Origin of the sequence: Pseudomonas sp. 102515, from assembly GCF_031085165.1 — a bacterium.
In the GTDB taxonomy this organism is placed as follows: domain Bacteria; phylum Pseudomonadota; class Gammaproteobacteria; order Pseudomonadales; family Pseudomonadaceae; genus Chryseomonas.
The window spans coordinates 620,450-634,771 of the sequence record NZ_JAVHTY010000004.1 but is presented as its reverse complement, the minus strand read 5'-3'; the positions used below and the strand labels follow the sequence as shown (position 1 = coordinate 634,771).

Genomic DNA, 14,322 nt, shown 5'->3' with positions numbered 1-14,322 from the left:
GGTGACAGGCTTGCGGGGCGGATGCTGCAAGGATGTAGACGTCGCGGAAGGCGGGGGTTCTCAATCGGGGGATAGCTGATCGCGGCCGTGGCGGTCCGCCGCTGCGGTCGCTCCTGCAGGCCTCCGTAGGTTGAGACGGCTCCATCGGCGAAGCCCAACCTACGGTCTATCGCCGCCATGGCCGCGAAACGTGCTCGACTACAACGCCTTCCAGATTTCGGTGGCGTATTCGCGGATGGTGCGGTCGGAAGAGAACCAGCCCATGCTGGAGGTGTTGATCACCGCCGATTGCCACCACTTGTCCGGCTGCTGCCAGCGGGTCTCGACCTGGCGCTGGGCGTCCCAGTAGGCATCGAAGTCGGCGCACACCAGGAAGCGATCGTGCCAGGTGAGGACATCGAGCAGGCTGTTGTAGCGCGCCGGTTCCTCGGGCGAGAACTGGCCCCCGCGCAGTCCGGCCAGCACCTGGGCCAGGCGTGGCGAATTCTCGATGATGTCCGAGGAGATGCCGCCGCTGCGCTGGCGCTCCTCTACCTCCGCCGCCTTGAGGCCGAAGATGAACATGTGCTCTTCGCCGATCAGCTCGCACATCTCCACGTTGGCACCGTCCAGGGTGCCGATGGTGAGGGCGCCGTTGAGGCCGAACTTCATGTTGCTGGTGCCCGAGGCTTCCATGCCGGCAGTCGAAATCTGCTCGGAGAGATCGGCTGCCGGGATGATGACCTCGGCCAGGCTGACGTTGTAGTTGGGCAGGAAGACCACCTTGAGCAGGTCGCGGGTCAGGGGATCGTTGTTGACCACCTTGGCCACGTCGTTGGCCAGCTTGATGATCAGCTTGGCCTGCTGATAGCTGGCGGCGGCCTTGCCGGCGAAGATCTTGACCCGGGGCGTCCAGTCGCCGTTGGGGTTGTCGCGGATGGCCTGGTAGAGGGCGATGGTCTGCAGCAGATTCATCAGCTGCCGCTTGTATTCGTGGATGCGCTTGATCTGGACGTCGAACAGCGCAGTGGGGTCGAGGTCGATCTCCATTCGCTGCTTCACCAGGCTGGTGAAGGTGTCCTTGTTGCGTTGGCGCTGCAGGGCGAAGCGCTCACGGAAGTTGCTGTCGTTGGCATAGGGCTTGAGTTGCGGCAGGGTCTTTTCCGGATCGTGCAGCACACCCTGGCCGAGGGTATCCACCAGCAGGTCGGTGAGCGCTGGATTGGCCTGGTGCAGCCAGCGGCGGAAGGTGATGCCGTTGGTCTTGTTGTTGATGCGATCCGGATAGAGGCGGTGCAGGGAGCGAAAGACCGTCTTGCGCATCAGGTCGGTGTGCAACCCGGATACCCCATTGATGCTGTGCGAGCCGAGGAAGGCGAGGTTGCCCATGCGCACGCGGCGTCCCTGGCTTTCATCGATCAGGGAGACATAGGAGATCATGGCGCCATCGGTCTCGCCGCGGGCACGCAGGGAGTCGAGGAACTGCGCATTGATCAGATAGATGATCTGCATGTGCCGCGGCAGCAGGCGTTCCATCAGCTGCACCGGCCAGGTCTCCAGGGCCTCGGGCAGCAGGGTGTGGTTGGTGTAGCTGAGGGTACCGACGGTGGTGCTCCAGGCGGCGTCCCAGGGAATGCCATGGACGTCCACCAGCAGCCGCATCAACTCGGCCACGGCGATGGCCGGATGGGTGTCGTTGAGCTGGATGGACACATGCTCGGGCAGGCTGAGCAGGTCGCTGTGCTGCTTGAGATGGCGACGGGTCAGGTCGGCCAGGGAGGCGGCGACGAAGAAGTACTCCTGGCGCAGGCGCAATTCCTGGCCGGCTTCGCTGCTGTCGGCCGGATAGAGCACCCGCGAGATGCTCTCGGCGCGGGCCTCGTTGGCCACGGCGCCGACATGGTCGCCGGCGTTGAAGGTTTCCAGGTGGAGGATCTCCAGCGGTCGGGCGCGCCACAGTCTCAGCGTGTTGGCGCCCTCCCCGCCCCAGCCGATCACCGGGGTGTCGTAGGCCACCGCGCGGATGCGCTCGCCGGGCGTCCACACCTGGCGCCGCGGATCGCCTTCGCCATAGGGCGCGACATGGCCGCCGAAGCCGATCTCGTACACCACTTCGGCGCGTTCGAATTCCCAGGGGTTGCCGAAATCCAGCCAGTTCTCCGGCTGCTCCAGCTGGAAGCCATCGGCGATCACCTGGCGGAACAGCCCGTGTTCGTAGCGGATGCCGTAGCCATGGCTGGCGATGCCCAGGGTGGCCATGCTTTCCATGAAGCAGGCGGCCAGACGCCCCAGACCGCCGTTGCCCAAGGCGGCGTCCGCCTCCAGTCCGCGGATGCGCTCCAGGTCGACCCCCAGGTCGGCCAGGGCCCGGCGGGTCTCCTCGAGGATGCCGAGGTTGGACAGGCTGTCGATCAGCAGCCGCCCGATGAGGAATTCCAGGGAGAGGTAGTAGACCCGCTTCTGGCCGGTGCGATAGGCGTCGCGGGTGCGACTCATCCAGCGGTCGACGATGTAGTCGCGCGCGGCCAGGGCGGTGGCCTGGAACCAGTCATGGTCGAGGGCGTTGTCGGGATCCTTGCCGACGGCGTAGGTGAGCTTGGAGAGGATGTTGGTACGGAGCGCGGAAACTTCGTTGGGCGAGATGAAGCGGGGTCTCGTCATCAGGATTGACCTCTGCAAGCGCTTAGGAATCAGATCGCGAAGTGGCCGCGGATAATGCGGCGCGTGCCGTTCGCCTTACTTTTAGGCGAAACGCCGGGGACGTCCAAGCTTTTTTTCGATACATCAGACGGTTAGCCCTAACCCCATCCCACTCTCTAGTCCGAGGTTTCTATCATGCGCAAGACCCTGCTCATCACCGGTGCGAGTCGTGGCATCGGCCGCGCCACCGCCCTCGGCGCCGCCCAGCGGGGCTGGAACGTCGCCTTCAGCTATCGCCAGGACGAGGCCGCGGCCCAGGCCACCCTGGCCGAGATCGAGGCCCAGGGCGCGGAAGGCCTCGCACTGCGCGGCGACGTCGCCGACGAGGCCCAGGTGCTGGCACTGTTCGAGCGCACGGTGGCGCGCTTCGGCGGGCTGGATGGCTTCGTCAACAATGCCGGGATCGTCGACCGCGCGCAGCCGCTGGTGGACATGAGCGCCGAGCGGTTGCGGCGGATGTTCGAGGTCAACGTCTATGGCGCCTTTCTCTGTGCCCGCGAGGCCGCCCGCCACCTCTCCCGCGAACGGGGCGGCCGCGGTGGCGCCATCGTCAATGTCTCGTCCATCGCCGCGCGCCTGGGCTCACCCGACGAATATGTCGACTACGCCGCCAGCAAGGCGGCGTTGGACACCCTGACCCTCGGCCTGGCCAAGGAACTCGGCTCGCACGGGGTGCGGGTCAACGCGGTGCGGCCGGGCGTGACCCTTACCGACATCCACGCCAGCGGCGGCCAGCCGGGACGCGCCGAGCGGCTGGGCGTGACCACTCCGCTGGGACGTGCGGGGGACGCCGAGGAAATCGCCGCCGGCATCCTCTGGCTGCTGTCGGACGAGGCCTCCTACACCACCGGCGCCCTGCTGGATATCGGTGGCGGGCGCTAGGGCCTAGTCGCGCCGGGGCGTGACGGCATTGAGCACCTGCTGCGACAGCGCATGGTAGAGCGGCACCGGCATCAGCCCGCCGGAGACGGCGGCGGCCAGCAAACAGGCCGCCAGCACCGGCAGCGCCATGTCCGGGCTATGGGCCAGCTCCAAGGTGATGACGGTGGCGGTCAGCGGGGTGCGGGTGACCCCGGCCAGGTAGGCGGCCAGCCCCAGCAAGGCGCACTGGGCCAGACCGATGCCCGGCAGCCAGTCGACCAGCCAGGGGCCCAGGGCCGCACCCACCGCCAGCGAGGGCGAGAACAGGCCGCCCGGTACCCCGGCCAGGTAGGAGACGACGTTGGCGAGGAATTTCCACAGCAGGAAGTCGCCGCCGGTCACGGGTTCGCCGGCCAGGATGGCATGGGTCTCGGCATAGCCGGTGCCGAACACGTGCTGGCCGGAGAACAACCCCAACGCCGCCAGCACCAGGCCACAGCCGGCGGCAAAGGCCACCGGACGCCGCCCGCGCAGAGCGTTCAGGCGACCCAGCCAGCCCCGCTCGGTGGGCAGCACCAGGCGGCCGTAGCAGCCGCCCAGCAGTCCGCCGATGACGCCGATCACCGCCACGCCGATCCAGCCCAGGCCCCAGGTCAGGTGCAGGTCCAGGGCGCCGAGATAGCTGTAGGGGCCGACGATGCCCAGGGTGACGATGCCGCCGAGCAGTACGGCGGTCAGCACCAGGCCGCTGAAGCGCTGCTCGAAGGTGTGGGTGAGCTCCTCGATGGCGAAGACCACCCCGCCCAGGGGCGTGTTGAAGGCGGCGGCAATCCCGGCGGCGCCCCCGGCGAGGATGAGTCCTGACAGGGTGCGGCGGCCATGCAGGCCGAGACGCTTGCCGAAGCCATAGAGCAGTGCGGCGCCGACGTGCACGGTGGGCCCTTCGCGACCCACCGAGCCGCCTACCAGCAGGGCGCCGGTGGTGAGCAGCAGCTTGGCCAGGGCGATGGGTGGCGCCAGCAGCCGGGCACGCAGGTCCGCTTCGGGTCGTTCGAGGGTGGCGATGACCTGGGGGATGCCGCTGCCACGGGCATCGCGCAGCGCGCCCTGGGTCAGCCAGACCAGTCCGGCGAAGCCGAGCGGCGTCACCAGCCAGGGCCAGATGGCGCTGTGCTGTAGCAGCTGCTGGAAGAGGCCGAAGGAAGCGTCGGCCAGCCAGGCGAAGGCCAGACCGGCCAGCCCTACCAGCACCGCGCCGACCCAGAAGGCGATGCGCTGGCGCCACTCGCGCAACCGACGGCGTCGGCGATGGCGCAGCAGATGCAGCCGACGCCGGGCGGCGACGTCGGGATCGGTATCGGGAAAGACGGGATCGGACATGGAGACGAGGACACCAGGAGGCGAGAGCCTCCCAGTGTAACCTCTTGTTACAGCGCTATCGTCAGGGCCCTGATCAGGCCGCGGGGACCAGTTCGGTGGCAGCCTCGTTGCGCTTTAGCACCGCGTAGATGACCCCGGTCACCAGACTGCCGGCCGCGATGGCCGCCAGATACAGCCAGGCATGGCTGATGGCGTTGGGAATCAGCAGCACGAAGAGGCCGCCGTGGGGCGCCATCAGCTTGCAGTTGAACAGCATCACCAAGGCGCCGGTGAGGGCGCCGCCGATGACGCTGGCCGGGATCACCCGCAGCGGATCCTTGGCGGCGAAGGGAATCGCCCCCTCGGAAATGAAGCACAGCCCCAGCACCGAGGCCGCCTTGCCGGCCTCGCGCTCGCTCTGGGCGAACTTGTGGCGCGCCAGCAGGGTGGCGATGCCCATGCCGATGGGCGGCACCATGCCGGCCGCCATGGTGGCGGCCATGGGCCCGTAGGTCTTGGACGCCAGCAGGCCGACGGTGAAGGCATAGGCGGCCTTGTTGATCGGGCCGCCGAAGTCGATGCACATCATGGCGCCGAGGATCAGGCCGAGCAGCACCGCGTTGCTGGTGCCCAGGTTGTTGAGGAAGTCGGTGAGCCGACTCAGGGCACCGGCCACCGGGGTGCCGACCAGGTAGATCATCACCAGGCCGACGATGAGGCTGGCGAACAGCGGGATGATCAGGATCGGCTTGAGCGCCTCGACGCTGGCCGGAAGCTTCACGTGCTGGGCGATGGCCTTGGCCACGTAGCCGGCCAGGAAACCGGCGATGATGCCGCCGATGAAGCCGCTGCCCAGGCTGGCGGCCAGCCAGCCACCGATCATGCCGGGCGCAAGGCCCGGACGGTCGGCGATGGAATAGGCGATGTAGCCGGCCAGCACCGGGACCATCAGCTTGAAGGCCGATTCACCGCCGATCTGCATCAGCGCCGCGGCCAGGGTGCCCTGCTCCTTGAAAGCCTCGATGCCGAAGACGAAGGACAGGGCGATCAGCAGCCCGCCCGCCACCACCATCGGCAGCATGTAGGACACGCCGGTGAGCAGGTGCTTGTAGACGCCCGCGCCTTCCTTCTTGGCGGGCTTGGCGCCCTCGCCCTCGCCCGCGGCTGGCGCGGCGCTGCCGGCCAGGGTCTCGCCCTCGGCCAGGGCCTTCCTGATCGTCGCCTCGGGTTGCTTGAGGGCGACCCCGGTGCCGCAGCGATAGACGCGCTTGCCGGCGAAGCGCTCGACATTGACCTCGATGTCGGTGGCCAGCAGCACCACGTCGGCGTCGCGAATGGCCTCGGCCGGTAGCGGATTGCGCGCCCCTACCGAGCCCTGGGTTTCCAAGTGCAGGCGATAGCCGAGCTTCTTGGCGGCATTCTGCAGCGCCTCGGCCGCCATGAAGGTATGGGCGACACCCGTCGGGCAGGCGGTGATGGCCACCAGCCGCGGCGTCTCGCTGGCACTGGCCGGTGCGCTCGGCGCAGCGCCACGGGCCGCCGGCGCCTGTTCCAGCACCTTGGCTTCGCTGGCGGCGCGTTGCAGGAAGGCATCGACGTCGCGCAAGGCTTCGGCCGGAGCGGCGCGATAGACGCGCTTGCCGACGAAGCGGGACAGGTCGACCGTCCCGGTATGGACCACCACCACCAGTTCGGCGCGCGCCACCTGGTCGTCGGTCAGCAGGGTGGCCTCGGGGCCGTCGTGGATCTCGACGCTGGTGGTCCAGCCGCGGCGCTGGGCGGCGGCGTCCAGCAGGCGCGCACTGAGCACGCTGGTGACCATGCCGGTCGGGCAGGTCGTGACGATGGCGATGTTCATGGGTTTACCCCTGATTCTTGTTCTAGCGGAAAGTCGGGAAGGACGCGCACCTGCACCTGGTCTTCGAGGGTGGCAAGTTGTGCGGAATCGTTGATGCCGACGCCGATCTGGGTGACCGCCAGGGCCGCGATGGCGGTGGCCGTGGTCAGGGTGCGTTCCGGCGACTGGCCGGTGAGCAGACCGTGCAGCATGCCGGCCAGCAGGGAATCCCCCGCCCCGACGGTGCTCGCCACGGTGACCTTGGGCGGCTGCGCCTCCAGGGTCTGCCGACCGTACCAGCGCACGCCGTCGGCGCCCTGGGAGATCACCAGATGCTCGATGCCGAGGGCGCGCAGTTGCTCGACCAGCAGGGCCTGCTCGGTGGCGGTCTCGGCCGGTGCACCGCAGGCTTCGGCCAGTTCTTCGGTATTGGGCTTGATCAGCCAGGGGCCGGCGGCCAGGGCGGCGCGCAGGGCGGCGCCACTGGTATCCAGGGCCACCGGCAGGCCCAGCGACTTGAGCCGGCCGACCAGGGCGGCCAGCCACTCGGGGGTCACCCCGCGCGGCAGGCTGCCGGCTACCACTACGGCGTCATGGCCGGGGGCGAGGCGATCCAGGGTCTCCAGCAATTGCTGCTGGGCGGCGGCGGACACTTCCGGGCCGGGCCCGTTGATGTCGGTGATGCGCCCAGCGGCCTCGGCCAGCTTGAGGTTGCTGCGGGTTTCGCCGGCGACCCGGACGAAGGCATCGGTGAAGCCGCGGCGGGCGAACAGGGCCTCGAAGGCGGCCGCGTTGTCGGCCCCGAGAAAGCCGCTCACCGTCAGGTCATGGCCGAGATCGGCCAGCACCTGGGCGACGTTGATGCCCTTGCCAGCGGCATGGACGATCACCGCCTCGCTGCGATTCACCACGCCGGGCTTGAGCGCCGGCAACTGGACGGTGAGGTCCAGCGCCGGGTTGAGGGTCAGGGTAAGGATACGGCTCATCGCAGGGCCTCCACGCTCTGCCGCACTTCCGCGGCAGTGGCCAGTTCCAGGGCGCGGGCGGCGCAGGACTGCACCAGGCGCAGCTCCAGTTCGCGGACCCGGGCCTTGACCAGCGGCACGCTGCGGGCCGAGACCGACAGCTCGTCCACGCCCAGGCCGACCAGGATCGGCACCGCCAGGGGATCGGCCGCCAGCTCGCCGCAGACGCCCACCCACTTGCCGTGGGCATGGGCGGCACGCACCGTCATGTCGATCAGGCGCAGCACGCTGGGGTGCAGGCCATCAGCCTCGCCGGACAACAGCGGGTGGCCGCGGTCGATGGCCAGGGTGTATTGCGTCAGGTCATTGGTACCGACGCTGAAGAAATCCACTTCCGGGGCCAGCACCGGCGCCAGCAGCGCGGCCGAGGGCACCTCGATCATGATGCCGACCTGCAGGTCGGTGGTGGGGATCTCCTGGCGCAGGCGGTCGAGGATGTCACGCGCCTGGCGCCATTCCTCGACCCGGCCGATCATGGGGAACATGATCCGCAGCGGCCGGCCGTCGGCGGCCTTGAGCAGGGCGCGGAGCTGGGTCTCCAGCAGCTCGGGACGACGCAGGGTCAGGCGGATGCCACGGATGCCGAGGAAGGGATTCTCTTCCGGCGGCAGCGGCAGATAGGGCAGCGGCTTGTCGCCACCGACGTCCAGGGTACGCACCACCAGCGGCTTGCCGGCCAGGCCATCGAGGACGCGGCGGTATTCCAGCTCCTGGGCGGCCTCGTCGGGCGCGCGGTCATGGCTCATGAACACCAGTTCGGTCCGCAGCAGGCCGACGGCTTCGGCGCCCTGCTCCACCGCGGCGGCGGCCTGGGCGGTGTCGCCCAGGTTCACGGCGATCTCGACGTGGTGGCCGTCGCGGGTGGTGGCGCTTTCGAAACGCCGGGCCTCGGCGGCGCGACGGCGCTCGGCCTGGACCTCGCGCTCACGCTGCACGGCCTCGATACGACTGGCGTCCGGGGCGATTTCCAGGGTGCCCTTGTCGCCATCCAGCAGCAACACGCTGCGCGGCGCCAGGTCCAGCACACGGCTACCGGCGCCGACGATGGCCGGAATGCCCAGGGCGCGGGCGACGATGGCGCTGTGGGAGCTGGCACCGCCACGGGCGGTGAGGATGCCGCAGACGCGTTCGCGATCCAGCCGGGCCACATCGCCCGGGCCGACCTCGTCCATCACCAGCACATAGGGCTCTTCGGGTTCGCGGGCCGATTCGACGCCACACAACTGGGCCAGTACCCGCCGACCGACGTCGCGCAGGTCGGCGGCGCGCTCGGCGAGCAGTTTGTCCTGCAGGGCTTCCTGCTGGCTGGCCGCCTGCTCGATCTGCGCATCCCAGGCCGCGGCGGCACTGGCATTGGCCTTGAGCCGGGCAGCGATGCCCTGCTGCAGATCCGGGTCTTCCAGCATCTCCAGGTGGGTCAGGAAGATCTCGCGCAGGGCACTGGCCTCACTGCGCGCGATGAGCGCCTCGATGTCGGCGCGTACTGCGGCCAGGGCCGCATCCAGGCGCTGGCGTTCGACGGCGGCACCTGCGCCGGTGGCCGGATAGTCGAAGTGCTGGAGTGCCACCACATGGGCCGGGCCCACGGCCAGGCCGGGGGCGGCGGCCACGGCCTGGGCGCGATCGCCCGCGGCCAACGGCAGCTGTGCGGACGGGTCCACCAGGCTGATGGCGGTGACCCGGGCGGCACCGGCGGGGGCCGGCGCACTGGCGGTGACCGGCTCCACTTCCTCACCGAGTCCGGCCTGTACGGCACCGATCAGATCGTTGAGCGCGGCTTCGGCCGGGGTGCCGGGCTCGACTAGGAATTCCAGGGTCTGGCCGCGACGGGCGCCCAGTGCCAGCAGTCGCGACAGGCTCTTGGCCGAGACCGGGGCGCCGTTGTCGATGCGCACGCGGATCTCGCCGTCATAGGCCTTGGCCAGCCGCGCCAGCTCCTTGGCCGGACGGGCATGCAGGCCGTGGGCGTTGGCCAGTACCACCTGGGCGCTGGGCCAGTCCGGGGCGACTTCGCCGCCCAGGGCTTCGAGCACGGCGCGGCGGGAGGTGGCCTGGGCCAGCTCCTGGCCACGACCGGCGACGAGCAGGTCGCAGAGGCGTTCGAGCAGGGCGCGATGGCCCTCGCCGAGGCTGGCCAGGCAGAACAGGCCGCGTACTGGCTGCTCCTGCAGCTGCAGGGTCTGCAACGGGGTGACGAAGGCCAGGCCGGGGCGTTTCACCGCGGTCTCGCTGTTAAGCCACCAGAGGCCGTCGCCCAGGGGCAGCGGCTGGCTGGCCTGCAGGGCACCGGCGAAACCGGCCCCCACGCATTCCATGTGCTTGAGCATGCGCGCACCCTGCCAGGCCAGGTCTTCCAGGTCCTCGGCATCGATGGCCAGCTGCACCAGCTCTTCATCCAGCGCCAGCGCCTGGGGCGCGCCCTGCAGCAGGTCGAGGATCAGCTGGGGTTCGCGGGCCTCGCGCAGGGCCTGTTGCAGATCGCTTTCGCCCAGGGCGCGGGTGAGCAGTTGCAGGATGCGCAGGTGTTCGTCGGATTTGGCGGCGATAGCGATGGCCAGGTAGGTCAGCTGACCGTCACCCCAGTCCACACCGTGCGGGAATTGCATCATCCGCACACCGGTGACGAACACCTGGTCGCGGGTCTGCGGCGTACCATGGGGAATGGCGATACCCTGGCCGAGGTAGGTGGAGCCCTGGGCCTCGCGGGCCTTGAGCCCTTCGAGATAACCCGGGGCGACCAGGCCATCGGCCACCAGGGACTCGGCGAGCATGGCCAGGGCGGTCGCCTTGTCCGGCGCCTGCTGGGCCATGCGGATATGCTGGGCATTGAGTTCGAACATGGAAGGATACCTCCGGCGCCGCGCGCCTGATCCTGGCGCCGTGCCTTTCTTGTAATAGATGCTTGCCGGCTCGCTCAGCCCTGCAATCGCGTCGGGAGAGGCGTGGCAGGGCCCTTGGCAGATTCGTGCCAGCCCTCGGACAACAGAAAGCTGAAACGTTTCACCCAATGGGACTGGAACGTTACTCGATAATCGCCGATCCTTGAAGCACAACACACAATAAAGACCGTCTCGCCAGGGCCGTACAGTGCCAGGCCATTCAGGTCCCATGAGGAACAGGCGTGAAACTCAGCGACATCGCCCAATTGGCCGGCGTATCCCTCACTACCGCGAGCTACGTCATCAACGGCAAGGCCACGCAAAGACGCATCAGTGCGGCGACCGTGGCGCGGGTCATGGCCGTGGTCGAGGCCCACGGCTACCAGCCCGACCAGCGCGCCGCCGGCCTGCGCCGCGGTGCTACCCACACCCTGGGCTTCCTGCTGCCCGACCTGGAGAACCCCAGCTACGCGCGCCTGGCCAAGCAGCTGGAACGCCGGGCACGGGCGCGTGGCTATCAGTTGCTGATCGCCTGCACCGACGACAATCCCGACAGTGAACGCCAGCTGATCGCACTGTTTCGCGCCCGTCGCTGCGACGGCCTGTTCACCGCCAGCAGCCTGGCCGAGGACGACGCCCCCTACCGGCAGTTGCAGGAACACAACATCCCGATCATCGCCATCGATCGCCAGCTCGATCCCGCGCAATTCTGTTCGGTGGTCAGCGACGACCACACCGCCGGCCGGCAGCTGGCCGCCACCCTGCTGACGCCGGACACCCACAGCATCGCGCTGATCGGTGCCCGCCCCGACCTGGCCATCAGCCGCGCCCGCGCCGCCGGCTTCGCCGCTGCCCTCGCCGATCATCCGGCGCGCCACTGGGAGCGGCATGCGCCCCACTACAGTCGGGAAGGCGGTCGCGCCCAGGCGTTGGCCATGATCGAGGAACTCGGCCACTGGCCCGAGGCGCTGCTGACCACCTCCTACGTCCTGCTGCAGGGCGTGCTGGAGGTACTGCGCGATCATCCGCTGGGCGAGGGCGACACCCTACGCCTGGCCACCTTCGGTGACACCCAATTGCTCGACTACCTGCCGTTCAAGGTCAACGCCATCTCCCAGCAGCATGAGGTCATCACCGAGCGCGCCCTGGAACTGATGCTGGACGCCCTGGAAAACGACCACTATCTGCCCGGTGTCCAAGCCATCCCGAGGGTCCTCAAACGCCGCCTGTCATGAGCCTGCTGATCGACACCCACAACCATCTGGACTATCCGGACTTCGACGCCGCGCGACCGGCCCTGCTGGCCGAATGCGCGCGCCTCGGGGTGGTCCGCCAGGTGCTGATCGGTGTCGAGCGCAACCAGTGGCCGCAACTCTGGCGGGTCGCCACGGACAATGCCGGCCTCCATGCGGCGCCCGGCCTGCATCCGCTGTACCTGCAGCGCCACCAGGAGGCCGATATGGAGGCGCTCCGGGCCTTCTGCCTGGACCGCCGGAGCGATCCCCGCCTCTGCGCCCTGGGCGAGATCGGTCTGGACTATTTCATCGAGGCGCCCGACAAGGCGCGCCAGGCCTGGTTCTTCGAGCAGCAGATGCGCCTGGCCATGGAGCTGGAGTTGCCGGTGCTGCTGCACGTGCGCCGCGCCCATGCCGATGTGGTCAGGATCCTGAAACGCCTCAAGCCGCCGAGGGCCGGCATCGCCCACGCCTTTTCCGGCAGCTATGAAGAAGCCCGCGAATACCTGCGCCTGGGCTTCAAGATAGGCCTGGGCGGCGCGCCCACCTGGCCGCAGGCGAAAAGACTGCAGCGGGTACTGCCACAGGTGCCGCTGGAGGGCATCGTGCTGGAGACCGATGCGCCCGACATGCCACCCGCCATGCACCCGGACGTACGCAACAGTCCCACCCATCTGCCGGCCATCTGCGCCGCCCTGGCGCCCCTCTGGAACGTTTCACCCGAGACTCTGGCCACCGTTACCACCCGCAATGCCTGCGCGGTGTTCGGCTGGGACGCCGCCGGCCTCGCCTAGTTTTCGTCGACGGCCAATTCGCCTTGCAGCCGCGCCCAGTCGAACGCCGGTCCCGGATCGGTCTTGCGCCCCGGGGCGATATCGCTGTGGCCCTGGATACGCTCGGCGCTGATCGCTGGGTAGACGCGCTGCAGCGCCCGCGTCAGCCGCCCCAGGGCGCGGTACTGGGCGTCGGTGTAGGCCAGGTCGTCCGTGCCTTCCAGTTCGATGCCCAGGGAGAAGTCGTTGCAGTTCTCGCGCCCGTCGAAGAAGGAGATACCGGCATGCCAGGCGCGCTGCTCGCAGCAGACGAACTGGGTCACCGCCCCGTCGCGCTCGATGAGAAAGTGCGCCGCCACCCTCAGTTCGGCGATCTCCGCGAAGAAGGGATGGGCCGAATGATCCAGGCCATTCTGGAAGAAGGCCTGGACGCAGCCGGTGCCGAATTGCCCGGGCGGCAGGCTGATGTTGTGGATCACCAGCAGGGACACCTCGGTCCCGGCCGGGCGCTCGTTGTGGTTGGGCGAAGGGCAGCGTCGCGCCTCACGATACCAGCCCTCGACGAACGCCCGATCCATCAGCGCGCCTTGGCCTTGAGCGCGTCGCGCAGCGCGGTGGCGTCGCTGAATTCGCGCTGGCTGACGAAGCGGCCATGGTCGAGGGTCACCCAGAGCACCTTGTCGGCAGCGCCCGGAAAGCGCGGCACGATCCGGGACTCGCGGTCGAGCAGGATCCGGTAGCCGTACTTGCGCATGGCCGGTATGGCGAACATCCGGGTGATGGCCGCCGGCATGCTGCTGATGTCGGCGATGTAGGCCACCCGGCTGCCGTCGATATAGTTCGCCGGCTGGTCGCGCATGGCTTCCTTGACCAGGCCGGAGCCGCTCATGCTGCGCGCCACCAGCAGGACCTGCAGCTGGTCGTCGAAGGTATAGGGCTGGTCACGCTGATCGAGCAGGGTGAAGGGCGCCACCCGCTCGCCGGGTTCGAGTGCCAGGGCGGTCAGGGGCACCAGCAGACACGACAGCAACAACGCCAGAACTCCAGCGCGCATGGCATCCTCTCTTGAAAGGTCTATCGAGGCCGCTATCCTGCCCTACCGCTCGGATTGGCACCACCATCGCGTCGAGGAGCCCATGATCCCGCTCAAAGAACTGCTCGCCCAGGCCCCCCAGTCCGGCGAGGTGCGCTGGATCGGCGTGCGACCCACCTCACGTGCCTCCATGGTCGAGATCGACGCGGTGGAGGCCCGGCGTGACGCCGGCCTGACCGGCGATCACGCCCGTCCTACCCCGCGCAACCAGCGCCAGGTCACCCTGATCCAGTGGGAACACCTGCCGGTGGTGGCCGCGCTGATCGGCAAGACGATCGTACCCGCCGATCTGCGCCGTAACCTGGCCATCGCCGGCATCAATCTGTTCAGCCTGAAGAACCGGCGCTTTCGCATCGGCCAGGCGGTGCTGGAGACCACCGGCTGGTGCCAGCCCTGTGCGCGCCTGGAAGAACGCCTCGGGCCAGGAACCTTCCAGGCCATGCGCGGCCACGGCGGTCTCACGGCCCGGGTCCTGGAAAGCGGCATCATCCGCCTGGGCGATCGGCTGGAGGTCCTGGATTGACCCCAGTTTCTCCAGGGTCGAATGGCCGAGTCAGCCCGGTTAAACTAGCGCTACCTCT

At 68.7% G+C, this 14,322-nt stretch carries 11 protein-coding genes; 4 read left to right on the top strand and 7 right to left on the bottom strand.

Features of this window, described 5'->3' with window-relative positions; all coding sequences use genetic code 11:
* Nucleotides 1-198 precede the first annotated feature (198 nt).
* Complete coding sequence (locus tag RCF34_RS18540) at nucleotides 199-2,640, bottom strand: glycogen/starch/alpha-glucan phosphorylase (protein ID WP_308709478.1); 2,442 nt, start codon at nucleotides 2,638-2,640, stop codon at nucleotides 199-201.
* Nucleotides 2,641-2,814: 174 nt separating this feature from the next.
* On the opposite strand from RCF34_RS18540, the gene RCF34_RS18535 reads away from it, so the two are divergent.
* Entirely contained in the window at nucleotides 2,815-3,561 is a 747-nt protein-coding gene (locus RCF34_RS18535) for an SDR family oxidoreductase (RefSeq protein WP_308709477.1), read from the top strand.
* Nucleotides 3,562-3,564: 3 nt separating this feature from the next.
* Here the strand turns inward: RCF34_RS18535 and RCF34_RS18530 are convergent, their stop codons facing one another.
* From RCF34_RS18530 to ptsP, 4 genes are all read right to left on the bottom strand, one after another.
* Nucleotides 3,565-4,920, bottom strand: a complete 1,356-nt coding sequence (locus RCF34_RS18530; protein ID WP_308709476.1) for a chloride channel protein — start codon at nucleotides 4,918-4,920, stop codon at nucleotides 3,565-3,567.
* Nucleotides 4,921-4,993: 73 nt separating this feature from the next.
* Nucleotides 4,994-6,757 carry a PTS fructose-like transporter subunit IIB gene (locus RCF34_RS18525; protein ID WP_308709475.1) on the bottom strand — a complete coding sequence of 588 codons (1,764 nt, stop codon included), beginning with the start codon at nucleotides 6,755-6,757 and terminating at the stop codon, nucleotides 4,994-4,996.
* Nucleotides 6,754-7,722, bottom strand: coding sequence for a 1-phosphofructokinase (gene pfkB, locus RCF34_RS18520; RefSeq protein ID WP_308709473.1), 969 nt, complete (start codon nucleotides 7,720-7,722; stop codon nucleotides 6,754-6,756). The genes RCF34_RS18525 and pfkB overlap by 4 nt, the downstream gene beginning before the upstream one ends.
* Complete coding sequence (ptsP, locus tag RCF34_RS18515) at nucleotides 7,719-10,601, bottom strand: phosphoenolpyruvate--protein phosphotransferase (RefSeq protein ID WP_308709472.1); 2,883 nt, start codon at nucleotides 10,599-10,601, stop codon at nucleotides 7,719-7,721. The genes pfkB and ptsP overlap by 4 nt, the downstream gene beginning before the upstream one ends.
* 281 nt (nucleotides 10,602-10,882) lie before the next feature.
* Here ptsP and cra point away from each other — a divergent pair, with 281 nt between their 5' ends.
* Nucleotides 10,883-11,875 carry a catabolite repressor/activator gene (cra, locus tag RCF34_RS18510; protein ID WP_308709471.1) on the top strand — a complete coding sequence of 331 codons (993 nt, stop codon included), beginning with the start codon at nucleotides 10,883-10,885 and terminating at the stop codon, nucleotides 11,873-11,875.
* Complete coding sequence (locus RCF34_RS18505; RefSeq protein WP_308709470.1) at nucleotides 11,872-12,669, top strand: TatD family hydrolase; 798 nt, start codon at nucleotides 11,872-11,874, stop codon at nucleotides 12,667-12,669. Before cra ends, RCF34_RS18505 begins: the two co-directional genes overlap by 4 nt.
* Here RCF34_RS18505 and ampD read toward each other — a convergent pair.
* Complete coding sequence (gene ampD, locus RCF34_RS18500) at nucleotides 12,666-13,226, bottom strand: 1,6-anhydro-N-acetylmuramyl-L-alanine amidase AmpD (protein ID WP_308709469.1); 561 nt, start codon at nucleotides 13,224-13,226, stop codon at nucleotides 12,666-12,668. The two genes, RCF34_RS18505 and ampD, sit on opposite strands and share 4 nt — an antisense overlap.
* On the bottom strand, nucleotides 13,226-13,702 hold the full coding sequence (locus tag RCF34_RS18495; RefSeq protein WP_308709468.1) for an FAD/FMN-containing dehydrogenase: 477 nt from the start codon (nucleotides 13,700-13,702) through the stop codon (nucleotides 13,226-13,228). The genes ampD and RCF34_RS18495 overlap by 1 nt, the downstream gene beginning before the upstream one ends.
* Nucleotides 13,703-13,784: 82 nt before the next feature.
* Here RCF34_RS18495 and RCF34_RS18490 point away from each other — a divergent pair, with 82 nt between their 5' ends.
* Nucleotides 13,785-14,264: an MOSC domain-containing protein gene (locus RCF34_RS18490; protein WP_308709467.1), complete on the top strand. Its 480-nt coding sequence runs from the start codon at nucleotides 13,785-13,787 to the stop codon at nucleotides 14,262-14,264.
* Nucleotides 14,265-14,322 lie beyond the last annotated feature (58 nt).